Source organism: Agrobacterium tumefaciens, assembly GCF_013337285.1.
GTDB lineage: Bacteria > Pseudomonadota > Alphaproteobacteria > Rhizobiales > Rhizobiaceae > Agrobacterium > Agrobacterium burrii.
Map to the genome: position 1 here is coordinate 168,513 of NZ_SUPW01000007.1, position 25,944 is coordinate 194,456.

Genomic DNA, 25,944 nt, shown 5'->3' on the forward strand with positions numbered 1-25,944 from the left:
CCATGTTCCACAACAACCGATTTCTGAGTTCGACGATCTTATGCGCGCTGCTTGCCGTGCCGCTTGCCGGCACTGCCCACGCCCAGACCGCCCCGGCTGCCGAAACGAAACGGCCAAATGCGCCGGATCAGAAACCGGCTTTTGAGGGCCAGACGCGCGCGCCGCAGGCCGCGGCCCAGCCGAACATTGAAAAAACCGTCGTCGCCGAGGGTCTGCCGCATCTCTGGTCGATGGAATTCCTTCCCGATGGCCGCATGATCGTCGCCGCCAAGGAAGGCGCCATGCATCTCGTCGCTGACGGCAAGGCAGGCCCCGCAATAGAGGGTGTGCCCAAGGTCGCATCCGCCGGACAGGGTGGTCTTCTCGACATAGCGCTTGCTCCCGATTTCGAGACATCGCGTAAAATCTTCTTTTCCTTCTCCGAACCACGTGATGGCGGCAACGGCACCTCCGTGGCCTCGGCCAAGCTGACCGAAGAGGGCGATGCGGCGAAACTGGAAGATGTCTCGGTGATTTTCCGCCAGATGCCGACCTATGACGGCGACAAGCATTTTGGCTCCCGCCTCGTATTCGGACCCAATAACGAGCTTTACGTCACCGTTGGTGAACGTTCGGATGCCACACCGCGCGTGCAGGCCCAGGATCTGTCGAGTGGTCTTGGCAAGGTCTTCCGCATTGACGCGGAAGGCAAGGCTTTCGAGGGCAACCCCTTCGCCGGCCAGCAGAATGCGCTGCCGGAAATCTGGAGCTATGGCCACCGCAACCTGCAGGCCGCGGCATTGGATGGAGAGGGCAGGCTCTGGACCGTGGAACATGGCCCGAAGGGCGGCGATGAACTGAACCTGCCGAAAGCGGGCCTCAATTACGGCTGGCCGGTCATCACCTACGGCGTCGAATATAGCGGCCGGTCGGTTGGTGAAGGCGCCACCGCCAAAGAAGGCATGGAGCAGCCGGTCTATTATTGGGACCCGGTCATCGGTCCTTCCGGCATGGCCTATTATGGCGGCGACCAGATTCCCGAATGGAAGGGTGCCTTCATTGTCGGCGGTCTGGTGAGCCAGGGTCTGGTCATCCTGCATATCGATAGCGACAAGGTCGCGACCGAAAGCCGGCTACCGCTCGAAGCGCGCATCCGCGACGTCAAGATCGGGCCGGATGGCGCGGTCTATGCCGTGACGGAACAGCGCGGCGGCGAATCGCAGATTCTCCGGATCGCCAAAGCCGGCTGATAAAAAACGGATCATCGAAACAACAGGCCGCCGGAACGAAGGCGGCCTGTTTTCGTTTGCTGCAGCGTGAAACCTGCCGGAAAAAACCATGCCACAACCGCCCACCCGCCTTCTTGCCAAAATCGGACTTGCCTATGTCAACGATCAGGAACCGGGGATAGCCCGCGAAAGACGCGGGCGGGGTTTCTGCTACCGAATGCCGGGCGGCGAACTCCTGTCCGATAGTATCGAACTGAAACGCATCAAATCGCTCGGCGTGCCGCCCGCCTACAGGGACGTATGGATATGCATCGATCCATCAGGGCATTTACAGGCAACCGGCTTCGATGCGCGTGGGCGAAAACAATATCGGTATCATCCCGACTGGCACGCGCTCAGGGGTGAGACGAAATTCTTCCAGCTCAAAAGCTTCGGCAAGGCCTTGCCCGCCATTCGTCGCCGGGCCATTGCCGATATCGAGAAACAGGATCACGGGCCGGAAATGACGCTGGCCGCACTCACGCTGCTGCTTGACGCCGCCTATCTGCGCGTCGGCAACCGTTCCTATCTCGAAACTAACGGCACCTATGGCGCGACGACCTTGCTCAAACGCCACGTCTCCTTCGGGGAGACTATCGAACTGCGCTTTGCAGCAAAGGGTGGGCAGAAGGTGAAGCGCCAGCTGCGCCACCCCCGCCTTCAGAAAATCCTCGAGGAAATCGCCGATCTGCCCGGCAAGGAACTTTTCGTCTGGCAGGATAGCGAAAACCGGGTGCATTCGGTCGATTCCAGCGATCTCAACGCATACCTCTCCCGCACCGGCGGAGCCGGTATTTCCGCCAAGACGTTCCGCACCTGGGGCGGCACGCTGGCAGCCTTCTGCAATGCGATGGAGCATGTGGCGGCAGGCGAAAAACCAAGCATAAAGGGCATGTGTCAGGCGGCAGCGACCGAGCTTTCCAATACCCCCGCCATCTGCCGCAAGAGTTATGTGCACCCTGCCGTTCTCGAGATAGCGACAGATGAGAAGGCTCAGAAGAAACTCAGCCGCATTTTGAAGGTTGGGGCAAAACCCGTCTCCGGCCTCAGGGCGGATGAAAGACGGCTGCTTGCCTTCCTGCCGTAAGGCTCAGCGGCTCCCCGCCCATTCCGCCAGTTCCCGCTCGGCCCTTTCCAGCGCGCTGTAATTCAAAAGCTTGCGCAGGAAGGCCACCGTGACGGCGCGGGTTCGAAGATTATACCGGCCTTCCGCATCATCATCCCCCGGCGCCTGATGCACGTTCAGCTTTTCATAGAGGCTTTGCAGCCGGTTCTGAACGCTGCGCAGCGACAGGTTGCGGCGGCGGGCAATCGCCTTGTCGGTGAGGCCGAGTGCGACGTCGACAAGGATTTCATATTCGGAATCGGTAAAACCATGCGCCTTGCCGAGGCTCTTTTCCTGCAGGCCGCGCACTTCCCGGTCGATCACACATTGCGCCTCGATGAAGATGCTGCGCAGCGCCAGCCGCAGACGATCATCAGAGGCGGATTTCAGCACGTAGCCATAGGCAGCCCCTTCGGGCACGATACGGGAAACACCGCGCACATAGGCCTCATCGGAATAGTTGGACCAGAACAGGATGCGGGTATCCGGCCTCTCCTTCCAGATGGTACGCGCCGCCTCGATGCCGTTGCGCTCATTCATCTGCAAATCCATGACGATATGGGCGGCCCGGTTTTCCCGCGCCAGCTTTTCGCCGGTTCTGCCGTTTGCCGCCTCCAGCACATTGTCGCATTCCGGCAGGGCGGCACGCACGGCTTCATTCAGATAGGCGCGGTGCAGCGCATCGTCTTCAACGATCAGCACGTCCATGTCACAACTCCTCCCGCCGGTCGAAAGCGTTTTCCGGCAGCGTTACGGTCATGCGGGTTCCGGCTCCCGCGCCGTTGCCGCCAATATCGAACCGCGCCGAAATCAGCCGCGCCCGCGTCTTCATGTTGCCGATGCCGAGACCGCCGGAGGCCGCGCCTCCACCGCCGCCGCTGCCGTCATCACTGACAGTCACCCGCAAACCGCCATCGACGGACGAAAGCGTCACGGCAATGGTTTCCGGCTGGGCATGGCGAATGGCATTGTTGACCGCTTCCTGCACGATGCGGAACAGTGAGATGGCTACCGTCTTGTCGAGTGCTTCCACCAGCCCGTCGGTCTCGTCCATCACCGACCATTCGATCGCATATCCGCTGTCGCGCACGGAACGGTCCACATAGGTCTCGATCGCCTGCACCACGCCGAACAGTTGCAGGATGGAGGGTTTCGCCTCCTCGATAATCTCGCGCAAATCCTGCATGCAATGCTGCAGGCTGCGCACCACCGGCTCCAGCATCTCGCCCGAAACGTCGGGGGCATGGCTCATGCGTTCGATACGACGCGCCAGCCGTGTCAGATCCGCCAGCGTCTGGTCGTGCAGATCCATGCCGATGCGTTGCCGCTCCGCCTCCAGCGCCTCGGTCAATTGCAGGGCGCCCAGCCGCAGGCCTTCCTCGCGGGCATTGGCGCGCGCCTCCTCGATGGCGGAACGCTTGGCCTGCTCGGCAGCGCGGATGGCATAAAAATAGGGCGCCAGCAAATCCGCAACCGCGCGGGCGTTGGCGACATCCTCCATGGTATAGGCGTCCGACTGGTGCGACGAGCAGCTGAGGGCGCCGATGATATCGCCATGCACCTTCATCGGCACATGCAGGCGGCTATGCAGGCCGAGTTCGATGATCGGGCTCGAAAACGACCCTTCGAAATGAAAGCGCGGATCGGCGCAGGCATCGCCGCTCAACAGATATTCGACCGCACCGGAGAGAAGGGACCGGATCGGGCTGCCGGTCAGCAGGGCGGGCGGCTGCCGGCTCCAGGCGCTGACGAGACCGCTCTCATAGGCAATATGGTACTTGTCATCCAGCTGCTTGATGCAGACATCGAGATGGACGTGCGGAATGATGTGGGTGATCTCGGTGGCGACCGCCTGAATGATGGCGTTGAATTCCAGCTGCCCGGCGAGCAGCCGCGAAATGCCCATATAGTGATGAAAGAGAGCGCTTTTCGGTGTATCCAGCATGTGCGGACACCCTCCCAAGCGTCTGCCTTCGACCTGTTGCGACGAAGATGGCTTTTCAGAACGCCGCATCATCTATTCTGCGCCCGGCAATGCCGTTTCGTCCTGCGGGTTCCCGCATGCTTTCTGCGGAAACCCGCAGCAAGATTGCCGTGATCCGCCTATACAAGCCAAATCTTCTTGGTCATTCTCGCTTGTACTGGGGAACGGAGCTCCAGTGCAACGGGATTTCGTCTGTCGCCGAGGAGATTTGCGGCGGATGAGGGTTCCGGCCCCGAAAGGGCAAGCCACCAGGGAGGAAAATCAATGGCTTTCAGGAAGATGCTTCTGGCGTCGGCTGCTGTCGCGTGCGCAGCCTTGCCGATCACCGCTCATGCCGATACGTCGGCGAAAAAAATCGCGCTCTCGAACAATTACGCCGGCAATTCCTGGCGTCAGGCGATGCTGACGAGCTGGGACAAGATCACCAAACAGGCCGTCGCCGACAAGCAGGTCGCGGCCGCTGACGCCTTCACGACCGCCGAAAACCAAGCGACCGAACAGGCGGCGCAAATCCAGAACCTCATTTTGCAGGGTTATGACGCCATCGTCATCAACGCCGCTTCACCGACTGCCCTCAACGGCGCAGTGAAGGAGGCCTGTGATGCCGGCATTATCGTGGTCTCGTTTGACGGCGTCGTCACCGAGCCCTGCGCATGGCGCATCGCCGTCGATTTCAAGGCGATGGGCGAAAGCCAGATCGACTATCTCGCCAAGGCTATGCCGAAGGGCGGCAACCTGCTCGAAATCCGTGGTCTCGCCGGCGTTTCGGTGGATGACGAAATCCACGCCGGCATCGCCGCCGGTGTAGCAAAGAACCTGCAGTTCAAGATCGTCGGTTCGGTCAATGGCGACTGGGCGCAGGATGTCGCGCAGCGCGCCGTTGCCGGTATCCTGCCAAGCCTTCCCGAAGTCGCCGCCGTGGTAACGCAGGGTGGTGACGGTTACGGCGCGGCACAGGCATTTGCCGCCGCCAAGCGCCCGACGCCGACCATCGTGATGGGCAACCGCGAAGACGAGCTGCAATGGTGGAAACAGCAGAAGGATGCGGGCGGTTACGAGACCATGTCGGTCTCTATCGCCCCCGGCGTTTCGACGCTGGCTTTCTGGGTGGCGCAGCAAATCCTCGACGGCAAGGATGTGAAGAAGGATCTGACCGTTCCATTCCTGCGCATCGATCAGGCCAATCTTGAGGAAAACCTCAAGACCACCCAGAAGGGCGGCGTGGCGAATGTGGAATATTCGCAGGCGGACGCACAGAAGGCCATCGCTGCCAAATAGGCCGGACGATTTTAAGACATGAAAAATTGCGGCGCCTTGCGAGAGGCGCCGCAACCATCACGATATTCCATTTCAGATCACTGGCGTAATTGTTCATGAATGACACCATTCAGGCGGAAGAAGTCGTCGCCGCGCGCGGCGTGAAGGTCGTGTTCGGCGCGGTCAAGGCGCTGGACGGCGCTGACCTCATCATCCGTGCCGGGGAATGCCTTGGGCTTGTCGGCCACAATGGCGCTGGAAAATCCACCATCGTCAACGTCATCAATGGCGGGCTGACGCCGCATGAGGGTTCCATTTCCTATCGCGGCGATGAGAGCCGGCATGGCATCGCCGCGGCACGCGCCAGCGGCGTGCGTTGCGTGTTCCAGGAGCTATCTCTCTGCCCGAACCTCACGATCAGCGAAAACGTCCGTATCATGCATGCCGCAATCGGCGGCCGGAACTGGCGCGGCCGGGCGCTGACGACGATCCGGCAGACATTGGACGAGATTTTCCCCGGCCACGGCATCGATTGCGAGCTGACGATTGCCGAACTGTCCATCGCCGAACGGCAGATGGTGGAAATCGCCATCAATTTCTGCCGCACCCCGGAAGCTCCCAGACTGGTGATCCTCGACGAGCCGACCTCTTCGCTTGATGCCGGCCTTGCCGAGCAGTTGATGGATTATGTCCGCCGGTTCGTGCGCGAGGGTGGCTCCGTCCTGCTGATCTCACATATTCTCGGAGAGATTCTTTCGACCGCCACCCGCATCGTCGTCATGAAGGATGGCCGGGTGGTGGCCGACCGGAAGGCTGCGGAATTCACCACCCGCTCGCTCGTCGAAGCCATGGGCAGCGTCGTCAAGGAGCAGGACAGGCGGCGGGGCGAAAGCCGCAAGGCAGGCGATAAGGTGCTCTCCATGCCGGCGCGGCGCGGTGAAGGCCTCGCCTTTGAGGCCTTTCGCGGCGAGATCATCGGCCTTGCCGGCCTCGGCGGCCACGGCCAGACCGAAGCATTGCTCGATCTTTATCTCGCGCAGAACAGCAGCTGGCTGCCGCCGCGAAAGACCGATATTGCCTTCGTGGCGGGCGATCGCAGCCTGAATGGCACTTTCCCGCTCTGGAGCATCCTGAAGAACCTTTCCATCGCCTCGCTGCGGGATATTTCTTCGGCAGGCATGGTGGACAGGGGTAAGGAAACCGAGCTTGGCGCGAAATGGAAACAGCGCATCGAAATCCGCACACCTGATATGGGCAACAAGATCCTCTCTCTGTCCGGCGGCAACCAGCAGAAGGTGCTTTTCGCCCGCGCGCTTGCCACCACCGCCAGCACCGTTTTGATGGATGACCCCATGCGCGGCGTCGATATCGGCACCAAACAGGAGGTCTACGATATCTTGAGAACCGAAGCTTCCCACGGTCGCACCTTCATCTGGTATTCGACCGAGATGGATGAAATCCGCCTGTGCGACCGGGTCTATGTGTTCCGTGACGGCACCATTCAGGCGGAATTGGTGGGTGAGGAAATCACTGAGCAGAATGTGCTTGCCGCCTCCTTTTCGGGAGAGGAGCACGCATGAAACTCTCGGCAAACGCCCTTCGCCTCATCATTCCCGCCGCCTCGCTCGCCTTTCTCCTTGCCGCCGTGTTTTACATGCAGCCGCGCGCCATGAGCTATAACGGCATGAACCTGCTGTTCAATCTGGCGGTGCCGATCGCACTTGCCACCATTGCGCAGATGCTGATCATGTCCGTCAACGATCTCGACCTGTCGATGGGCACTTTCGTCAGTTTCTGCGCCTGTGTCACCGCCACCTTCCTGCAGACGACGCCGCTTCTCGGCATTGCGATTTTCGCCGGTGCAATTGCGGTGTATGCCGCAATGGGAGCAATCATTCATATCCGCGCCCTGCCCTCCATCGTGGTCACGCTTGGCATGAGCTTCGTCTGGGGTGGCCTTGCCGTCCTCATCCTGCCCTCGCCGGGTGGTCAGGCTCCCGCCTTCATCCGGGCGCTGATGACGGCGAAACCGCCGCTGGTGCCGATCGCCATCGTCGCCAGCATCCTGATCGCGGTCGTTGCCCATTACATCGTCATGCGCTCCTCCTTCGGCGTTTTGATGCGCGGTGTCGGCGGCAACTTCCGCTCCGTCGAGCGCTCCGGTTGGTCGGTCATCGGCATTCGCGCCGCCACCTTTGCGCTTGCCGGTTTCTTCGCGGTGCTGTCCGGCATCGCCCTTGTCGGGCTGACGACCGCGGCCGACGCCAATATTGCGCTGCGCTACACGCTGCTGTCGATTGCGGGTGTCATCCTGGGCGGCGGTGAATTCGTCGGTGGAAGGGTTTCGCCCATCGGCGCTGTCATCGGCGCGCTGACGCTGACGCTTGCCGGCTCTTTCCTGTCCTTCATGCGCATTTCGCCGGACTGGCAGATCGGCGCGCAGGGCGCGATCCTCATCATTGTGCTTGCCTTGCGCATCCTGCTCAACCGTCTCGAAAAGCGGGAGAAAAACCAATGAACGGGCTGTCATCCCTCACGAAAAAACCGTGGATCTGGTCGTTTGCCGCAACGGCTGCGGTGTGGACCGTCACCGTGCTCTTCACCGGCGGCGCAAGCTCCTTCGGCCTGTCGCATGCGGCACTGACCTTCGCAGCCTTTTCCGTGATTGTCGGCATCGGCCAGATGTTCGTCATCACGCTCGGGCCGGGCAATATCGACCTCTGCGTTCCCGCAACGATGACACTATCTGGCACGCTGGCGTTGAAATTCATGGATGTGTCCGATGGTCTCATTCTGCCCGGACTGCTGATCGCCATCCTGATCGGCATCGCCATCGGCATCGGCAATTATGCGCTGATCAAGCTCTTACGCATCCCGCCGATCATCGCGACGCTGTCCATGAGCTTCATCGTGCAATCCATCGCCATCTGGTCGAACCGCGGCCTGCGCATCAAGCCGCCGGAAACATTGGCCACTTTCGCCATCTCCAGCTCTTTCGGCATTCCGAACGTCGCACTCGTGGCGCTTCTCCTCTCGGTCGTCGCCTGGCTGCTGCTCGACCGCACATTTTACGGCCGCTGGATTTCCGCCATCGGCCAGAGCACCTTTGCCGCCCGCATGACCGGCATTCCCGTGGATGGCGCCCGTTTCGTCACCTATGTGCTCTGCGCGGTGCTGGCGGCGATTGCCGGTTATCTGCTCGCCAGCTTCTCCGGCGGCGCAGCCCTCAACATGGGCTCGGAATATCTCCTGATGTCCATCGCCGTCGTCGTCATCGGCGGCACGGCGGTGGCGGGTGGGGATTCCAACGTTCCCGGCATCTGGGGCGCTTCGCTTTTCATGTTCCTGGTGGTCTCGATGCTGAATACCTATGGTTTCGGCGCCGGCATCCGCCTCATCCTCACCGGCCTTATCATCATCTCCGTCATTCTTCTGGCAAGCGGCCCCAAGGCCACGCGCTGACCCCAAACAACAAGCCCACAAGCGGACCACGCTCATGACCACAGACAAGACCTCCCCTTACGAAATCCACGATGACCGCTTCCGCCATCTGATCGTCGGAAATGCCGAGCTGGAAGAGCTTTATTCCGGCTGCCGCTGGGCCGAAGGGCCGGTGTGGTTTGCCGATTTGAACTGCCTGCTGTTCAGCGATATTCCCAATGAACGCATGTTGCGCTGGGTGCCGGATGGCGGCGTCTCCGTGTTCCGCCACCCCTCCAACTTCACCAATGGCAACACGCGCGACCGGCAGGGACGGCTGGTTTCCTGCGAACATGGCGGCCGCCGCGTTACCCGTACCGAGGTCGATGGTTCGATCACGGTTCTCGCCGACGGCTATGGCGGCAAGCGGCTCAATTCGCCCAACGATGTGGTGGTGAAGTCCGATGGCAGCATCTGGTTCACCGACCCCACCTACGGCATCCTCTCCGACTATGAGGGCTACAAGGCCGAGCCGGAGCAGAAGACGCGCAATGTCTACCGGCTCGATCCCGCAACCGGAAAGATCGACGTCGCCATTGACGACTTCGTACAGCCGAACGGCCTTGCCTTTTCGCCTGATGAAACAAAGCTCTATATCGCCGACAGTTCCTACAGCCACGATGTCTCCCGTCCGCGCCATATCCGCGTCTTCGACGTGGTGGACGGCGTGAAGCTCGCCAACGGCCGGGAATTCTGTAATCTCGACAACGGCTTGCCGGATGGTTTCCGTCTGGATACGGCCGGCAATCTCTGGACCAGCGCCGGTGATGGCGTTCACTGCTTTGCGCCCGATGGCACGCTCATCGGCAAGATCAAGGTGCCGCAGACGGTGGCGAACCTTACCTTCGGCGGTCCCAAAAAGAACCGCCTGTTCATCACCGCGACGAAATCGCTCTATTCGGTGTATGTGGCCGCAACCGGTGCGCAGATACCGTGAGGCGCTAAAAACCGTAAGACGTGGGGTGGAAGGAACTGGCAAGACGGCTTCACCGCGCTATAAAAGCGGTATGAACGACGATTCCGGTCCCTTTTTCACCGACGATATGGCACTGGATGGCGAAACCCCGGCCATCGAACCCAGCAGCCGGATGCTGTCATGGGCGCGCAATTCCGCTCTCTATCGGCTGGGGCAGCGCATGATGACGGAACAGCAGCTGCGCGACGCGATCACGCGCAAGGCGCGGGAAAAATTCGTTGATATCAACACCGCACAGGCAAAGGCACTCGGCGAATTCGCCGTGACCTTCGCCTATGGCATCAAGGCGCTTGATGATACCGCCTATGCGGAAATTGCCGTGCGGAGCGGCCAGCGCAGCGGCAAATCGAAACGCGGGCTGGCGCAGAAACTGCAGATCAAGGGCATCACCCGGGAAACGGCGACGGCCGCGTTGCAGGAGACCAACGATCTGGTCGCCGCCGTCATCTTTGCGCGCAAGCGCGCCTTCGGGCCGTTTCGCCGTGTCGAACTCGACGAGAAACGAAAGGGTAAGGAGTTTTCCGCCTTCGCCCGCAATGGCTTCGGCTTCGAGATCGGCGCGAAGGTTATGGCGATGACCTTCGAAGAGGCGGAAGAGATAATCGCGGAAGCACCGCTCTGACGATTACTGCGGCAGGGGATGCGTTTTCAGATAGGCGATCAGGTCCGTTATATCGGTTTCGCTCCACAGCCCGAAAAAGCGCATCGCATTTCCCGGGATCGCCTTCTTCGGGCTGGCGATGAATTTCTGCAGTTCGTCTTCCGTCCAGACCCGGCCAGCCGCGCCGGCATCCTTCAACGCCTGCGAATAATGGCCGTAATCGGCCACCGAAGCCATCGGCCTGCCGACCACACCCATCAGATGCGGACCCATGCGGGTGCGCGGCGTATCGGCACTGTGGCAGGTGGAACAGCGGCTGAAAACCTTTTCCCCATGCGCCGCATCGCCTTCGGCAAAGGCGCTCGCCGCAAGAAGGGAAAACACGGTCGCTGCCGCAATATATCTGGATACGGAAATCATGGCCCGGATAATACAACGCCCTCCCCGTCTGACAACGAAGAGGGCGTGTTTTGACATGCGACAGAATGCCCGGTCAAAGCACCGGGCGCTTTGCCAGTCAGTTCATGGCCGTCAGCGTAACCGAGGTGCCGGTGGCAGCAAGGTTGAGGCCGACCTGGCCCGTCACGCTGACCGTCTGCAGCTGGATGGAGCCGGAGGTGCCACCGACCAGGATGTTGGTACCGACACCGAGACCGACGGTCACTTCAGCCGTGGCGCCCTGATAAAGGCCGCCGAGCGAACCGCGGTGGTAACCAGCTGTCGGGGCAAACACGGCCCAGACGAGACGGCCCTGCGTGGTGAAACCAAGATCAACGCCCATCTTGCGGATCGCGCCGGTGTAATGGTCGGTGCGGCGTGCGCCCATGGTGGACTGGAAGGTGCAATCCAGTTCCTTGGCGGAGCCGATCACGTAACCGACGCCACCGCCGATATCGCAGCTCAGATAACCGATCTTGACGCCGTTGCGCTCGTCCTGCTCCTGCGGAGCGGGTTCATATCTCGCAAGGTCGGCAGCCAGTGCGGATGCAGCCCCACCGAGGCCCATCGTCATTGCGGCAAAAGTTACGGCAACAGCCTTTTTCATCTTATTTTCTCCTGTTTTAGTCCTACCCGCAGCAGCCCTTCTTGCCCTCTCCGGATATTGAATTCCGCACTGTTAACGTTTGTTCCCTGAAATCGATCCAAAACAACTTAATTGGATGCAAGGAAAGCAAAACAGTTAACAATGTCTAATCGCGGTAGGGTGCCATTAAGACATTGTTAGGGCGGAAAATGCGTTGAAAATTACTGTCAACAACAAGCGCTTCCGGGCGTTGTTTTGCTGCAACAAACTCAAAGCGGCAGGGCGACGGGAAAGCCGGTGGCGGCATGCGTCATGACATCCATGCGCACCCCATAGATGCGCTCCAGCGTCTCCGGCGTCATGATCTCCTGTGGGGTTCCCCTGGCAATCAGATTGCCGGAATGCAGGGCGACGATCTCGTCGCAGAAGCGGGCCGCCATGTTGACATCGTGCAGCACAACGATGACGCCGAGACCCTTCTCGCGCGACAGTCTCTGCACCAGCGACAACACTTCGATCTGATGTGCCAGATCGAGCGCCGATATCGGTTCGTCCAGCAGCAGGCTTTCGGCATTCTGGGCCACCAGCATGGCAAGCCATACGCGCTGGCGCTCGCCACCGGAAAGCGTGTCCACCAGCCGGTCGCGGAAGGCCACGGTGTCGGTCAGCTCGATAGCCTCGTCCACCTTCTCCTGATCCGCCTTGGTGAACTGGCCTAGCGCGCCATGCCAGGGATAACGGCCGAGCGCCACCAGTTCCTTGGCCAGCATGCCGGAGGCGGCCGGCGTATATTGCGGCAGATAGGCGAGTTTTCGCGCAAATTCCCGGTTGCCCCAGGCGCCCAGCGCCTTTCCTTCAAACGACACACTACCCGCCGTCGGCTCCTGAATCCGCGCCAGAATCTTGAGCAGCGTCGATTTTCCCGAACCATTATGACCGATCAGGCCGATGGTCTTGCCGGTCGCAAAACTTGCCGTCAGCGGCTGCAGCAATGTTCGGCCGGGCACCTCCATCGTCACCCCATCCAGTGAAAAAAGCGGGGTATCGTCGTAGTCGGCGGCAAATGCTGCCTCACCCATGGTTTTTATCTCCGTAAATGCCCAGACACATCATTGGCGCCTGCCTGAAAGCCAGATCAGGTAAGGCGCGCCGGCCAGAGCCGCAAAAAGCCCGAGCGGCAACTCATAGGGAAAGGTGACCGTTCGCGCCCCGAGATCGGAAAGCGCCATCAGCACCGCTCCGAAAAGGAAAGAAGCGAACAGATGATCGCGCGGCGTGGTGAAGCCGGCGCGAAGCGCGATATGCGGCGCCATCAGCCCGACGAAACTCAAGGGACCGACAAGCAACGAGGCTGCCCCGGTGGCGATGCCGGCCACCGCGATAACGGCAATGCGTGCGAGACTGAGCGGCAGCCCGAGGGAAAGCGGCACATCCCGGCCGAGCGGCAGGATTGTCAGCCAGCGTGTCACCGACAGCGCACCTGAAAGCAGAACGACGGAAAGCACGGCAAGAAAAATCGCCGAAGCGGGCGTCGCCGTCGAACCCGAACCGCTGAGCCAGGCGAGAATCTGCCATGCACGCTGGTCACCAATGGCAAGCAGGGCCGAAAGCACCGCCGAGCAAAGCGAACTGACGGCAATACCGGCAAGCAGTATTTTTTCCGGCGCCAGATATCGGCGCACCGCAAAGAACAGCACGAGGGTCATGACCGCCGCCGAGCCGATGCCGGCACCCGCGAACAATTCAAAGAGGCCTGCGGCCGGAAAAATCGTGATGGCGGCGGCAAAACCGAGGCCGGCGCCGCCGCTGACGCCGATTACCTCCGGGCTTGCCATGGGATTGCCGGTAAGCCGTTGAAGAAGTGCGCCGGCCATGGCCAGCAGACCGCCGGCAGCGCTGGCCGCCACCAGCCGCGGCCAGCGGAAAGGCAGAAGGCTTTGCAGGTCACCGGCACCCAGCACCGTCCAGCCATCCGGGCCTTTGCCAATGGCCAGCGCTGCAAAGATCAGCACAGCCATGATGACGAGCACCGGCAGCAGTGCGGCAAGCCGGCGTCTTGCCGCAACATCGCCGCCTTCGCTGCGGTGGACATCGGTCGGTCGGATTTTCGGCAACAGCCACAGAAGCAGCGGTCCGCCGATCAGCGCCGTTACCGCACCCGTGGGGAAAACTTCGGCCGTCGTGCTTGCCAGAAGCTGAACGAGACCATCACAGAACCAGAGCAGCAGCCCGCCCAGCAGTGGTGAAACCATGAGCACGGCGGATGACCGCCGCACGCCGAGTGCCCGGGTGAGCGCCGGTGCGGCAAGGCCGATGAAACTGACGAGGCCGACCGCGGCGGCAACGAAGGCGGCCAGCGCGACCGCAACGGCCGCGACCGCCAGCCTGATCGAAAACAGCGATACGCCGAGCGATCGAGCGCCGGCATCGCCAAGACCGAGAACCGTCAATGGCCTTATCAGCAAACCGGTCAGCACAAGGCCGGCGAGGAGCTGGAAGGCGAGAGAAAAGGCATTCGACCAGTCCTGCTGGCTGAGCGAGCCGCCGTTCCAGACGACAAGTGACATCAGATATTCGCCCTGCGCCAACGTCAGTGCGGCGGAGACGGAAGCAGCCGTGATGCCGACCAGAAGCCCTGATACCACCATGGTCACCGGCTCGAAGGACCGCCGCCAGCCGAGAAGGAAGACAATGCCGGCGGCAACGGCAGCGCCAGTGAGCGCCACCAATGCGCGGTTGCCATCCAGTACCGAGGGAAAGAACAGGGTTGCGATGACGATGGCCAGCTGCGCGCCGGCGGAAATGCCGAGGGTGGACGGATCGGCAATCGGATTGCGCAGCAATTGCTGGAAAAGCGCACCCGACAGGCCGAGCATCGCGCCCGCGAGAATGGCGACAGCTGCCCGCGGCATCAGGCTGAAGGCGAAAATCACCTGATCCATCGACAGCTTGGCAGCATCGAACGGCAGGCCGGGCCATGCGCTGAAAGGTAGCCGCTGCAAGCCGGCATGCAGGGAAAGCCCGCAGGCCACAACAAATAAAAGCCCGAAGAAAAGCTGGAGAGGCCGCGTCGTCACAGAACTTCTCCCTGCGCCGTCAAAGCCTCGGTCAGAAGCCGCGCAAAACGCATGCCGGCGGTGATGCCGCCATAGGGGCTGACATTGCCGAGCGTGACCACCCGGTTTTCCCGCACGGCCGGAAGGGCCTGCCAGATGGCGCTGTTGCGCAGGCTCTGACGAGCCTCCACCGGAATATCGGAGACAATGACGATACGCGCCTCCGGCGAAGTGGCAAGATTTTCAAGCGGCACCGGCGCCGCGAAGGTGAATTGCGACCGGTCCACCCAGGCATTGGCCAGCCCCAGCCGGCCAAGGACATCCCCGAACATGCTGTCCGCACCAAAAGCGCGAAAATGCCGGGCGTCACCGATGTTGATCACATAGGTCGGCCGCGCGGAAAAACCGGCAAGGCGGATCCGCATGGCGTGCAGCGCGGCGTCCGTCTCGCTCAGAACCCTGCGCGCCTCATCGACCCGGACGAGCTTCTCGCCAAGAGCCGAGACCGCTGCGAGCGCCTTTTCGAAAGGTGGCTCGCCCTGCACGTAAAAGGGCAGCGAGAAGACCGGCGCAATCGCTTCCAGCCTGCCGGTATAACGTGTGTAGAAAGGCGAAATCAGAATGAGATCCGGCCGGGTCAATTGCAGCAGCTCGAAATTCGGCGCGCCGCGCAGACCGAGATCAGCAACGCTTTCAGGGATTTCCGGCTCGACCGCACCGACCCTGAACTGGATGAGCTCGGTTGCCGCCACCGGCATGACGCCGAGCGCCACGGAGGTTTCGAGCATGGCCCAGTCGATAGCGGCGATGCGTGGTGTCACCGCCGCCCGCGCCTTGCCTGCAAGAGCCGAAGCGGCAAGTAACCCGAGAAATTCCCGCCGCCCCCAAAAGGGAGGCACCCATCGATCCTTGCGCGTCATGCCCCTGCTGCTTCACTTGATATGACATCACCAACGATAGGTCAGCTTGCCCACAACCGTTCTTCCGTCACCGTAATAGCATCCGAAAGTGGAGCAACTAGAAATATATTCTTTATCAGTCAAGTTTTACGCGAAGAGCGAAGCGCGGTAGTCGCTCTTCTCGTAGTGCATACCGAGATCGAGGAGGGAGAGGCCCTTCATCTCCGCGGCGTGGGCGGCATCGTGGTAACGCTTTCCGACATAACGGAGACCGCCGCCGATACCGAAGCCCTCCAGCGCCGAATAGCAATACGCACGGTAACGCCAACCACATGAGGCTACAGAAAAATACCGGTCTTTCGGAGAAGCCGGTTGCGGGAAGAAATGCCCGCCACAAATATATCGTCCCCGCTTGTCCCCGCTGCCCAGATTCGTCGCATACTCACGGCAGATTTCGATTTACGGGAGACAGCAATGGCTGAGACTTACGAACACTACGCCGCCGGCCTGGAATCGCCGGCATCCCACGGTTTCGACATCGTTCCTGACGATACGGTCCCGCTTCCTTCGCCCACGCGTGCCATTTATGTCGGCAATGGCGGCCAGCTTTGCCTCACCCTGCTTTCCGGAACGACGGTCACTTTCCAGAACCTTTCCGCAGCAGCCTGTTACCGGTCAGAGCAACACGTGTATTTGCAACCCGCACCACCGTGACGGGTATAATCGGATTGAGCTAGGTGATATATTGCCGCCGCTCAGCCATCGATCTGAAAGCACCACCGCCTTCATATGACAATTTCATGACAAAGCTTTCAGGTTGATGTCAGCTAAATAACGCATCCGCCATCAATAGGCCGATGCGGCAGCGTGAACAGGGCGTTTTGCTCGTTTTTCGCTGCCGCCGGCACATTTGAAATCTGGTGGGACCTGACATTGGCTCTTTTTACCGCGAAAGCGACAGGAATTGAATCGTATCGTCCGGAAATCGGCAGCGTGCCGCTCAGCCTGCTGACGGCGGCTTATCTGCTGTTTTTCATGAATCAGACATTCTGGTCAAAGGTCCACACCTATCTTTCCGCTTATCCGGTTGCCATCGTCGCGCTCTATGTCGCCATGGCGGCGCTTTTCGGCGCCCTCCTCACCATTTTTTCCGCCAAATATCTCATCAAGCCGTTTCTGGTCTTCGTCATATTCGCGGCGGCCGCCGCCTCCTGGTTCATGGACCGTTACGGCGTCGTCATCGACAGCGACATGATCCGCAACGCCATGGAAACCACGCAGGCAGAGGCGGGCAATCTGATTACCCCCGGTTTTATCTGGCATATGGCGATTTACGGACTGGTGCCCTCCATCGTCATCGCCGCCATCCGCATCCGGCATCGGCCAATCCTCGACAAGCTTCTGTGGAACACCGTCAGCATCCTGGTGTGCCTTGGCGTCGTCGGCATCATCAGCTTTGCGAATTCAAAGACATTCACGACTGCCATCCGCCAGCACAAGGATATCGTCAAAAGCGCCAACCCGTTGTCGCCGATGATGTCCGCCGTCCATTATTTCACGCAAGCCGGCCAGGAAGCCGAAATTCAGGTCAGCCCAATCGGCAAGGATGCGAAGGTTCTCCCCGCAGCTGGAGGTGTCCATAAGCCGCGCATTACCGTCATCGTTGCGGGCGAAACCGCTCGCGCCGCGAATTTTTCCCTGAACGGCTATGGGCGCGACACCAATCCGGAACTGGCCAAGCGCGACGTGATCTATTTCCCCAACACGACCAGCTGCGGCACCGCGACGGCCATGTCCATTCCCTGCATGTTCTCGAAATTCCCGCGTTCGCAATATAGCCATAGCAAGGCACTCGCGAATGAAAACGTCATGGACGTCCTCGTCCACGCCGGTGTCAGTGCGACATGGCTGGACAACAATACCGGCAGCAAGAACGTCGCCGACCGTATCCCCTATTTCGACCTGCCCTCCACCAATGACAGCCGCTTCTGCGCCGGCGGAGAATGCCGCGACGACATCTTCTTCGACAAGCTCGACGCCTGGCTCAACAACGTCACGAAGGATAGCGTCATCGTCCTGCACCAGATGGGCAGCCACGGGCCGACCTATTATCTGCGCTATACCGACGAATTCCGCAAATTCACCCCGGATTGCCGCACTGCCGAGCTTGGCAATTGCAGCGATGCCGAGATCGTCAATTCCTATGACAACACGCTTCTCTACACCGACCACTTCCTCTCGACCGTGATCGACAAGCTGAAGGCACGCTCCGACAAGCTGGCAACCGGCATGATCTATGCGTCCGACCACGGCGAATCGCTTGGCGAGAACGGTGTCTACCTGCATGGCGCACCCTATCTGCTTGCCCCTGACCAGCAGACCCATGTGCCGTTTCTCGTCTGGTTCGACGATGATTTCGCCAAATCCATGGGGCTCAACCGGGCCTGCCTTGCGAAAAGTGCCGCAGAGGGTGGACGCTCCCACGACAATTATTTCCACAGCATCCTTGGCATGATGAACGTCTCCACTTCCGTCTACGATCCTTCGCTGGACGTGTTCGGCGGCTGCACCCAGCGCCAGAACAGCTGAACAGACAGTGCTTGACGCTTATCCCGTGAAAGCGATACGCAGGACGACGCGATAAAGGGAGCTGTCTTGCGGGTTCTGCTTGTTGAAGACGATCATGTCCTTGGAGAGGCGTTGCGAGACCATGTCGCAGCGGCCGGCCATGCTGTTGACTGGTTCAAGACGCTGGGCGACGCCACAGTGGCAACGCTGACCATGGCCTATGGCCTGATCCTGCTGGACATGCGCCTGCCGGATGGCGAAGGCATCACCCTTCTGCAAACCCTGCGCAAGCGCGACGACGCGACGCCGGTGATCATCCTGACGGCACATGATCAGGTTTCCGACCGGATTGCCGGGCTGAATGCCGGCGCAGACGACTATCTGGTCAAGCCTTTCGACCTTGATGAGCTTTCGGCGCGCATGCTGGCGGTCTCGCGCCGTTACGAGGGCCGCTCGGCACCCGTCATCCGCCTGCCCGGCATCGAGATCAACCAGGTGGCGCGCAATATCACGGTCGATGGAACGGCGCAGACACTCAGCGCCCGCGAATGGGCCGTGTTGGAAAAACTAGTCGAACATCCCGGCGCGGTCGTCTCGAAAGCCCAGCTGCACGACACACTTTATGAATTCGGCGCGGAAATAGAAAGCAACACGGTCGAGGTCTATATCAGCCGGCTGCGCAAGAAAATCGGCCATGACCGCGTCGAGACCGTGCGCGGCGTCGGCTACACAATCAAGTAAGTCAGACGGCAGATAGGCCAGACGGCAAGCAAGCAAATAACAAGTAGGCAGAAATGGCCAGACCGACCAGCATGACCCGCAAGCTCGTGACGGCGCTGACCAGCGTCGTTGCCATATCCTGGCTCCTCGCCTGCGGGCTGGGCGTCATGGTGATGCAGGACGAATTTGCCGAGATTTTCGATGCCGGCGTGCAGGAGACGGCCGAAAGGCTGCTGCCGCTTCTGGCCGACGACCTCAGGGAAAACAACACCGCCCCCGCCTCGCGCAAGCTCAACCCTTCGGCGGAAGGCGCGGAATATCTGACCTATCAGGTGCGCGACCGGGAAGGACAGGTCGTGCTGCATTCGCATGACAGCTCGACGGAGCCTTTCGAAGTCTCACTCGATCCCGGTTTTTCCGAAACCGCGACACAGCGCATCTACACGGTTGCAACGCCGGACGGCAATTATTTCCTGCAGGTCGCCGATGCCTTCGCCAACCGGCGCGAGGCGATCGAGGAAGCGGGCAGCGCACTGCTCTTGCCCGTGCTCATCCTCATTCCCGCCAGCATCTTTGCCGTCATCGTGGTGGTGCGCAGAACCCTGCAACCGATACAGACCCTGCGCGACGAGATCGGCAAAAAGGATGGCGGCAATCTTGCGCCGCTCGAAACGCAGCCCTTTCCCGGCGAACTGCATCCTATCGCCCGCTCGGTCAATCTGCTGCTTGGACGGCTGCGATCTGCGATCGAGGCGGAGCGGGAATTCACTGCCAACAGCGCCCACGAATTGCGCACACCAATTGCCGGCGCGCTGGCGCAGGCGCAGCGGCTGCACGCCGACATTCCGCCGGAACTTGCGCCGCGCGTCGAGAATATCGAGAAATCCCTGCAACATCTTGGCCATCTCGCCGAAAAGCTGCTGCAGATGTCACGGGCCGAAGCAAGGATCGGCGTGACCGATACGGCGAATGATGTCATCCCCGTTCTCGAACTCGTCATCGATGACATGGTGAGAACGGCGATTGGCAAATCCCGTATCCGTTTCACCAATCACTGCGAGGACGGCCTGCCCTGCAGGATAGGCGCGGACGCCTTCGGCATCATCGTTCGCAATCTTCTCGAAAACGCCCTGATCCACAGCCCGGCGGGAAGCCCGGTACAGATTTTGGCCGAACAGGATGGCACGATCCGCATCATCAATTCCGGACCGGCAATCGACAGGGCGCTATTGCCCAAACTGACGACCCGTTTTGCCCGAGGCCCGACCAAGGCGGATGGCACCGGCCTTGGCCTTGCAATCGTCAAAAGCCTGGTGGAGCAGACCGGCGGCGAATTGCTGCTTTCTTCACCGGCACCCGGCCGGCAAGATGGCTTCGAAGCTCGCGTGGTTCTTCCCGTAGAAATCGCCTGAGGGCGCTGACACAAAAAGTGCGGCCGCCATGCTGCGGCGCATTATTTTATATCGCATTGCAGCATGACGATTGCGGTCTCGCTGGTTTTGGTGATGAGACCGAGGGCTTGCAACACCAGACCATTGTAATCCGTCTTGCTACCCGCCTGCGCTCAAACTAAAAAATATCAATGATTTATGATATATCGGACATCCAGATCGAAAAGCTTCTCATCGCCGCCGCACGGGCAGGCGAAGCGCTGGCGCGGCTGGACGAACGGATCAGCCGCTCGCCGATGAAACACGGCTTCATCGAAAGGCAGGATTTCACCGACGCGATTTCCTCCATGTGGGTCGATGGCGAACTCGTCCATATGGAAGATCTGGTCCTGCATGACGCCCATATGGATGTGCGTGCGCCGACCCACGAGATGACGGCCGCGCACCGGATTTTGCGGTCGCGGCGGCTGATCTTTTCCAATGCCGCCGGCTGGGCCTTCACCGCGCCCGGCCTTTCCAGACTGCGGGGCAGAGCCACACTTGCAGCCGACGAGGCAGCACGTCCCCGTGAAACCGGGGATCACGCCCGCAGCGACGAGAACGAGACGGATGGGGACGCGCTGCTGGATGGGGCTTTTTCCGAACTGGATGCGCTTCTGGCGCGAAGCTCCGCGGCACTTGAGGCGATTACCGCCGGCAACATGCCCGCGCCCATGAACCAGCGGCAGGAAGGCCACCCGGTCATCAACGAGCCTGACTGGGACGAAGAGGAACGGCTGAAAGAATGGCTGGAACTGCATGCACGGACGGCAGAACTGCCGGCCATCCTTCGCACCGCCATTCTGCTCGACGCGTGGAACATGATCGAGGTGCTGCAGCGCAGCCCCTGGCTCGGTCGGCTTCTGGCCGCCGCCTTTCTGCGTGAGGGGGCCGTGACGCCTGATCACCTGCCGGCGCTCAGCGCCGGTCTTCGCGCCGTTCCGCGCGAGCGCCGACACGCCAGAAGCCAGACACAGCGGCTTCAGGCGCTTCTGGACAGTTTTTACGAAGCGGCGCAGGCCAGTTTGAAAGAACACGACCGGCTGACCCACGCGCGGGATCGCATGATGCGCAAGCTCACCGGCCGGCGCTCATCCTCACGTTTGCCGGAACTGGTTGAACTGGTGGTTTCCCGGCCGGTGGTTTCGGCGGCAATGATTGTCAAGGAACTCGGCACCACCCCGCAGGGTGCAATCGGGCTCGCCAATCAGCTGGAATTGCGGGAGGTTACGGGTCGTGGCCGTTTCCGTGCCTGGGGCATGCTTTAAGCGTGGCATTCTGAAATACGGCCTGCACGAGACAGGAAAAGTCCATGTCGTCCAGCCGTTTTCACCACTGAAAATGCCGCAGGAATGCGGCGATCACGAATCTTAACAAAATTTAACTATTGCGTAGGTGGGCGAAGCGTCTATGTTCCTCGCTGCGTTGCAGCACGATTTCTTCTCCGGCAACGCGGTCGCATTCGGCCCCCGGCAACTTTTTTCTGCCGCCCGCATTTAAGTGTCCATCATCAGGGAGATGCATAATGACAATTTCAGTCTCAGAACTTAGTTCCGATCAAGAAACAGATGCTCCTTTCGCCAAAAAGGTCCTGACGGCGCGCACGCTCGCCGGCTATACCGTCGAACAGCTTGCCGTCACCTGCGGCCTCACCACCACCGAAATCCACGCACTGGAAGACGGCACCGACAGCGATCCATCGCGTATCAGACGCGTTGCCGCCGCCCTGCATATTCCTGTCGAAACAGTTATCTGATCGCCTCCAGCGATCACGAAAAATCTCAGCGCCGCCGGGGACGATGTTCAAAAGAACATCCGGGCGGCGCGCGTGGCCTGAGGCCGCCAATCTCTTCCGCAAGATTTTCCGAAGCCCTCTCTTAACATTTTCGTTATCCGGCACCACATGGGGTCCACGAGCGACCATGTTCGACATGTGCTTTGCCCGTGCGAGAGCAGCAACAACCTCCGGAATCCTGCCATGACACTCAGCCTTAACACCGAAGAACGGGTTTCTTCAGCATTGGATGAATTGTGGCCGGCGGAGAAGACCGAAACTCTCGACTGGCTCGTCACCGGCACCAAGGACGAGCGGTTTATCGACGAGATATTCGTGGAGCTTTGCGACAGGCTGCGGGCAAGCGGAATCTCCATCGCCAGGGGCGTGCTCGCTTTCCGCATCCGCCACCCGCAATGGCTTGGCGCGCGGATATTGTGGAAAGCCGGCCTGCCCACTGCCGAAATCGTCACCTATGGTTACGGCTCGGAAAGTACGCCCGAATATCTCAACAGCCCCATCAACGACATCCATCAGGGTGCGACGGAAGTCCGCCACCGGCTGAACGGCGATGACATCGATGAACCCGGTTATACGATCTATGACGAGCTGCGGGCCGAAGGGCTGACGGATTATTGCGCCTGGCCGATCGAACACACTTTCGGCAAGCGCCATGTCGCGACTTTCTCCAGTGACCAGCCGGGCGGTTTTTCCGACAGCGACATCGCCGCCCTGAAAAACCTGCTGCCGGCTTTGGCGCTGGTCAGTGAAATACGCCTCAAAAACCGCATGACGCGCACCCTTTTGGAAACCTATGTGGGTCCGCATGCGGGCGAGAAAATTCTCAACGGCGCCACAACACGCGGTAGCGGCATAACGGTGGGCGCGGCAATCCTGATCTGCGACCTGCGCAATTTCACCCATATTTCCGACCTTTGGCCGCGCGATGACGTGATCGAGCTTCTGAACGGCTATTTCGACGCCATGTGCGATCCCATTGAGGAGTTCGGCGGTGAAATTCTGAAATTCATGGGGGACGGGCTGCTGGCGATTTTTCCGCTGAGCGATCCGCAGGCCTGCGAAAACCTGCTGAAAGCCATCGCCAGCGCGCAAAAGGGTCTCGTCGCCCTCAACGACATCAATTGCGAAAAGGGCCACGACCCCTTGGGTTACGGTATCGGCGTGCATGTCGGTGATGTCATGTATGGCAATATTGGCTCAAAAACCCGGCTCGATTTCACCGTCATCGGCCCCGCCGTCAACATCGCCTCGCGACTTGAAACGCTGACCAAGGAAACCGGCCGCAACGTGCTGTTTTCCGAGGAATTCGTCCGTATGGCGGGGAATGGGGACAGGCTGGAAAATCTGGGTCCATGGCTGCTGCGCGGCCTTGAAACGCCAGTCGAGGTCTACGCGCTTCCCCAAAATGCCGTGCAGATACCTTCCACCAACTGACCCCCGGCAGCGTTTGGGCTTCGGCTCAACCTGCCTTTCAGCATGATCAGCAACCACATCGCTTGACCTCTAAGAGCGAGTGATTTCGGCCTCCCTCCCGCTGTCAAAACGCTTGACACGCCTCCGATGTCGATCTAGCAAAATGGAACATATATTCCATATCGAAACATTGTTTGCATTCATATTCTGTCTCTCCGGGAGTGAGGGCGGGTGTGAGGAACCGGAGGAAAGATGGTTACGAAATTGGCACTGCTCGGCGCTGGACGGATCGGCAAGGTCCACGCCAAGGCGATCACCACCGACAGCCGTGCGAAGCTGGTGGCCGTTGTCGACGCCATGGCCGGCGCTGCCGAAGCAATTGCCCGCGAGGCGCAATGCAAGGTCAGCACGATCGACGAGGTTCTGGCCGACAAGACAATCGACGCCGTCATCATCTGCACGCCAACCAACACCCATGCCGACCTGATCGAGCGTTTCGCTCGTGCCGGCAAGGCCATCTTCTGCGAAAAGCCCGTTGATCTCGATGTCGCCCGCGCGGAAGCCTGCGCCAGGGTGGTTGAAGAAACCGGCGCGAAGGTGATGCTCGGTTTCAACCGCCGTTTCGACCCGCATTTTCAGGCCGTGCATAAGGCAATCGAAGATGGCCGCATCGGCAAGGTGGAAATGGTCACCATCACCAGCCGCGACCCCGGCCCGCCGCCGGCCGAATATATCAAGGTGTCCGGTGGCATCTTCCGCGACATGACCATTCATGATTTCGACATGGCCCGCTTCCTGCTCGGCGAAGAAGTGGACAGCGTGTTCGCCACCGGTTCGGTTCTCGTCAATCCGGAGATCGGCGCGCTTGGTGATTTCGACAGCGCCAGCATCATTCTGACGACGAAAAGCGGCAGGCAGGCGGTGATTTCAAATTCGCGCCGCGCGACCTATGGTTACGACCAGCGTATCGAAGTGCATGGTTCGCTGGGTTCGGCAGCGGCCGAAAACCAGCGCCCGGTCTCCATCGAAATCGCCAATGCGGAAGGTTACACTCGTCCGCCGCTGCATGATTTCTTCATGACGCGTTATACGGCGGCCTATGCGGCAGAAATTGCCACCTTCATCGACAGCATCGAAAACAACGTCGCACCGTCGCCCTCCATCAAGGACGGGCTGATTGCGCTGAAGCTGGCCGACGCCGCGCTGAAATCCGCAACATCGAAGACGGCCGTTACCATCGGCTGAAGCCGGTCTCACCGTCACCCTCGGGTTCGGCCCGGGGGTGAATTTTCCGGTTTTTTTGAGAAAAGCCGATTATTCCCCGCGCTTCCGGAAACAGGTTGCCTACCAGAAAGGCAGCTTCGGACTTGCATAGCTGCTATTCGGAAAATAAGGTTGTCTGACAAGGTGCGGCCGTAACATATGGCTGTTACCCACCTCTTTCACGCCGAATCCTCTTTTGCCGGCACGCAGCCGACAGCGGTTTTTTCATGCCATCACCCAAGACCGGTTTTCTTTATGCGCTTGTCGCCTTCACGATCTTTGCGGCGCAGGATGGCATCTCGAAACATCTGGGCAGCGCCTATCCGCCCGTCTTCATCGCCATGCTGCGATATTGGGCCTTCGCCGTGTTCGTTCTGTTGATGGCCGCAAGGTCGGCGGGCGGCATCCGGGGCGCCGTCATGGCCAACCGCCCCTGGCTGCAGATCGGCCGCGGTGTTCTGCTGGCGGTACAGATCGTGTTTTCGATCTTCTCCTTCGCCGTTGTCGGGCTGGCGCACAGCCACTCCATCATCGCTTCCGCGCCGCTCATCGTTGCGGCACTTTCCGTACCCTTGCTTGGGGAAAAGGTCGGCTGGCGGCGCTGGTGCGCCATCTTTGTCGGTTTCATCGGTGTTCTCGTCATCCTGAAGCCCGATGGCGAGGGTTTCGACAATAGCCTGATCATCACCTTTATCGCCGCCTTCATGCTGGCGCTCTACGGCGTGCTCACCCGCCTCGGCAGCCGAAGCGATACGGCGATGACGAGCTTTTTTTATACCGGCGTGGCCGGTGCAGCGGCGTTAACGCTGGTCGGGCCGTTTTATTGGGTCAGCCTTGCACCCTATGACTGGGGATGGATGCTGGCGCTCTGCATTACGGGGATTACCGGCCATTATTGCCTGATAAAGGCATTTGAATTGACCGACGCGGCTTCCGTGCAGCCTTTCTCCTATTACCAACTCGTGCTCGTCTCCATCATCGGCGTCACCGTCTATGGCGAGGTCGTCACATCCAATATGGTCATGGGTGCCGCCATCGTCATTGCCGCCGGTCTTTTCACCGTCTGGCGGGAACATGTGGTCGGCCGGAAGAAAAGCGGGGGATCCGGCTGAGAGCCCTCCCACCA

Annotated in this window: 24 protein-coding genes and 1 pseudogene; 17 read left to right on the forward strand and 8 right to left on the reverse strand. The window is 60.3% G+C overall.

Annotation, left to right across the window (positions count from 1 at the left end):
- Positions 1–2 precede the first annotated feature (2 nt).
- Together FCH38_RS18555 and FCH38_RS18560 are read left to right on the forward strand one after the other, a co-directional pair.
- On the forward strand, positions 3–1,229 hold the full coding sequence (locus FCH38_RS18555) for a PQQ-dependent sugar dehydrogenase (protein ID WP_174374686.1): 1,227 nt from the start codon (positions 3–5) through the stop codon (positions 1,227–1,229).
- 88 nt (positions 1,230–1,317) lie between these two features.
- The gene (locus FCH38_RS18560; RefSeq protein ID WP_174374687.1) at positions 1,318–2,334 is read left to right on the forward strand and encodes a DNA topoisomerase IB; all 1,017 of its coding nucleotides are present in this window, start codon (positions 1,318–1,320) and stop codon (positions 2,332–2,334) included.
- Positions 2,335–2,337: 3 nt separating this feature from the next.
- Here FCH38_RS18560 and FCH38_RS18565 read toward each other — a convergent pair whose 3' ends face one another.
- Positions 2,338–3,060: a response regulator transcription factor gene (locus FCH38_RS18565; protein WP_149901254.1), complete on the reverse strand. Its 723-nt coding sequence runs from the start codon at positions 3,058–3,060 to the stop codon at positions 2,338–2,340.
- Between the two features lies 1 nt (position 3,061).
- Positions 3,062–4,297 carry a GAF domain-containing sensor histidine kinase gene (locus FCH38_RS18570; protein WP_174374688.1) on the reverse strand — a complete coding sequence of 412 codons (1,236 nt, stop codon included), beginning with the start codon at positions 4,295–4,297 and terminating at the stop codon, positions 3,062–3,064.
- A 303-nt stretch (positions 4,298–4,600) separates the two neighbouring features.
- Between FCH38_RS18570 and FCH38_RS18575 the strand changes: the two genes are divergently transcribed.
- The 6 genes from FCH38_RS18575 to recX all read left to right on the forward strand — a co-directional run bounded on the left by FCH38_RS18575 (position 4,601) and on the right by recX (position 10,671).
- A complete protein-coding gene (locus FCH38_RS18575) occupies positions 4,601–5,614 on the forward strand; it encodes a substrate-binding domain-containing protein (RefSeq protein ID WP_174374689.1) in 1,014 nt (337 codons plus the stop codon).
- A gap of 95 nt (positions 5,615–5,709) precedes the next feature.
- On the forward strand, positions 5,710–7,173 hold the full coding sequence (locus tag FCH38_RS18580) for an ATP-binding cassette domain-containing protein (protein WP_174374690.1): 1,464 nt from the start codon (positions 5,710–5,712) through the stop codon (positions 7,171–7,173).
- Entirely contained in the window at positions 7,170–8,111 is a 942-nt protein-coding gene (locus FCH38_RS18585) for an ABC transporter permease (RefSeq protein ID WP_153515699.1), read from the forward strand. The genes FCH38_RS18580 and FCH38_RS18585 overlap by 4 nt, the downstream gene beginning before the upstream one ends.
- Positions 8,108–9,055, forward strand: a complete 948-nt coding sequence (locus FCH38_RS18590) for an ABC transporter permease (RefSeq protein ID WP_174374691.1) — start codon at positions 8,108–8,110, stop codon at positions 9,053–9,055. Before FCH38_RS18585 ends, FCH38_RS18590 begins: the two co-directional genes overlap by 4 nt.
- A 34-nt stretch (positions 9,056–9,089) precedes the next feature.
- Positions 9,090–10,010 (forward strand): SMP-30/gluconolactonase/LRE family protein, encoded by a 921-nt coding sequence (locus tag FCH38_RS18595; RefSeq protein ID WP_174374692.1) that lies wholly within the window; start codon positions 9,090–9,092, stop codon positions 10,008–10,010.
- 70 nt (positions 10,011–10,080) lie between these two features.
- On the forward strand, positions 10,081–10,671 hold the full coding sequence (gene recX / locus FCH38_RS18600) for a recombination regulator RecX (RefSeq protein WP_174374693.1): 591 nt from the start codon (positions 10,081–10,083) through the stop codon (positions 10,669–10,671).
- 3 nt (positions 10,672–10,674) lie between these two features.
- Here recX and FCH38_RS18605 read toward each other — a convergent pair whose 3' ends face one another.
- The 6 genes and pseudogenes from FCH38_RS18605 to FCH38_RS23605 all read right to left on the reverse strand — a co-directional run.
- Positions 10,675–11,070, reverse strand: a complete 396-nt coding sequence (locus FCH38_RS18605; RefSeq protein ID WP_161991799.1) for a c-type cytochrome — start codon at positions 11,068–11,070, stop codon at positions 10,675–10,677.
- Between the two features lie 97 nt (positions 11,071–11,167).
- A complete protein-coding gene (locus FCH38_RS18610) occupies positions 11,168–11,695 on the reverse strand; it encodes a DUF992 domain-containing protein (RefSeq protein ID WP_149901263.1) in 528 nt (175 codons plus the stop codon).
- Between the two features lie 248 nt (positions 11,696–11,943).
- Positions 11,944–12,753: an ATP-binding cassette domain-containing protein gene (locus FCH38_RS18615; RefSeq protein ID WP_174374694.1), complete on the reverse strand. Its 810-nt coding sequence runs from the start codon at positions 12,751–12,753 to the stop codon at positions 11,944–11,946.
- Positions 12,754–12,783: 30 nt separating this feature from the next.
- Positions 12,784–14,751 carry a Fe(3+)-hydroxamate ABC transporter permease FhuB gene (gene fhuB / locus FCH38_RS18620; RefSeq protein WP_174374695.1) on the reverse strand — a complete coding sequence of 656 codons (1,968 nt, stop codon included), beginning with the start codon at positions 14,749–14,751 and terminating at the stop codon, positions 12,784–12,786.
- On the reverse strand, positions 14,748–15,650 hold the full coding sequence (locus FCH38_RS18625) for an iron-siderophore ABC transporter substrate-binding protein (protein ID WP_174374696.1): 903 nt from the start codon (positions 15,648–15,650) through the stop codon (positions 14,748–14,750). The genes fhuB and FCH38_RS18625 overlap by 4 nt, the downstream gene beginning before the upstream one ends.
- 27 nt (positions 15,651–15,677) lie before the next feature.
- Positions 15,678–15,932, reverse strand: a pseudogene (locus tag FCH38_RS23605) (TonB-dependent siderophore receptor); the annotation flags it as partial.
- A 171-nt stretch (positions 15,933–16,103) separates the two neighbouring features.
- Here FCH38_RS23605 and FCH38_RS18630 point away from each other — a divergent pair.
- From FCH38_RS18630 to FCH38_RS18670, 9 genes are all read left to right on the forward strand, one after another.
- A complete protein-coding gene (locus FCH38_RS18630; protein ID WP_236776650.1) occupies positions 16,104–16,343 on the forward strand; it encodes a spike base protein, RCAP_Rcc01079 family in 240 nt (79 codons plus the stop codon).
- A gap of 219 nt (positions 16,344–16,562) precedes the next feature.
- Complete coding sequence (locus FCH38_RS18635) at positions 16,563–18,218, forward strand: phosphoethanolamine transferase (RefSeq protein ID WP_174374697.1); 1,656 nt, start codon at positions 16,563–16,565, stop codon at positions 18,216–18,218.
- Positions 18,219–18,284: 66 nt separating this feature from the next.
- Complete coding sequence (locus FCH38_RS18640) at positions 18,285–18,938, forward strand: response regulator (RefSeq protein ID WP_149901268.1); 654 nt, start codon at positions 18,285–18,287, stop codon at positions 18,936–18,938.
- A 53-nt stretch (positions 18,939–18,991) separates the two neighbouring features.
- Positions 18,992–20,329 carry a sensor histidine kinase gene (locus tag FCH38_RS18645; protein WP_153515690.1) on the forward strand — a complete coding sequence of 446 codons (1,338 nt, stop codon included), beginning with the start codon at positions 18,992–18,994 and terminating at the stop codon, positions 20,327–20,329.
- Positions 20,330–20,499: 170 nt separating this feature from the next.
- On the forward strand, positions 20,500–21,615 hold the full coding sequence (locus tag FCH38_RS18650) for an RHE_PE00001 family protein (RefSeq protein WP_174374698.1): 1,116 nt from the start codon (positions 20,500–20,502) through the stop codon (positions 21,613–21,615).
- Positions 21,616–21,872: 257 nt separating this feature from the next.
- Positions 21,873–22,103, forward strand: a complete 231-nt coding sequence (locus FCH38_RS18655; RefSeq protein ID WP_174374699.1) for a helix-turn-helix domain-containing protein — start codon at positions 21,873–21,875, stop codon at positions 22,101–22,103.
- A gap of 222 nt (positions 22,104–22,325) precedes the next feature.
- Positions 22,326–23,576, forward strand: a complete 1,251-nt coding sequence (locus tag FCH38_RS18660; protein ID WP_174374700.1) for an adenylate/guanylate cyclase domain-containing protein — start codon at positions 22,326–22,328, stop codon at positions 23,574–23,576.
- A gap of 231 nt (positions 23,577–23,807) precedes the next feature.
- Entirely contained in the window at positions 23,808–24,800 is a 993-nt protein-coding gene (gene iolG / locus FCH38_RS18665) for an inositol 2-dehydrogenase (RefSeq protein WP_174374701.1), read from the forward strand.
- A gap of 245 nt (positions 24,801–25,045) precedes the next feature.
- The gene (locus FCH38_RS18670) at positions 25,046–25,930 is read left to right on the forward strand and encodes a DMT family transporter (RefSeq protein WP_174374702.1); all 885 of its coding nucleotides are present in this window, start codon (positions 25,046–25,048) and stop codon (positions 25,928–25,930) included.
- The last annotated feature ends 14 nt before the right edge of the window (positions 25,931–25,944 follow it).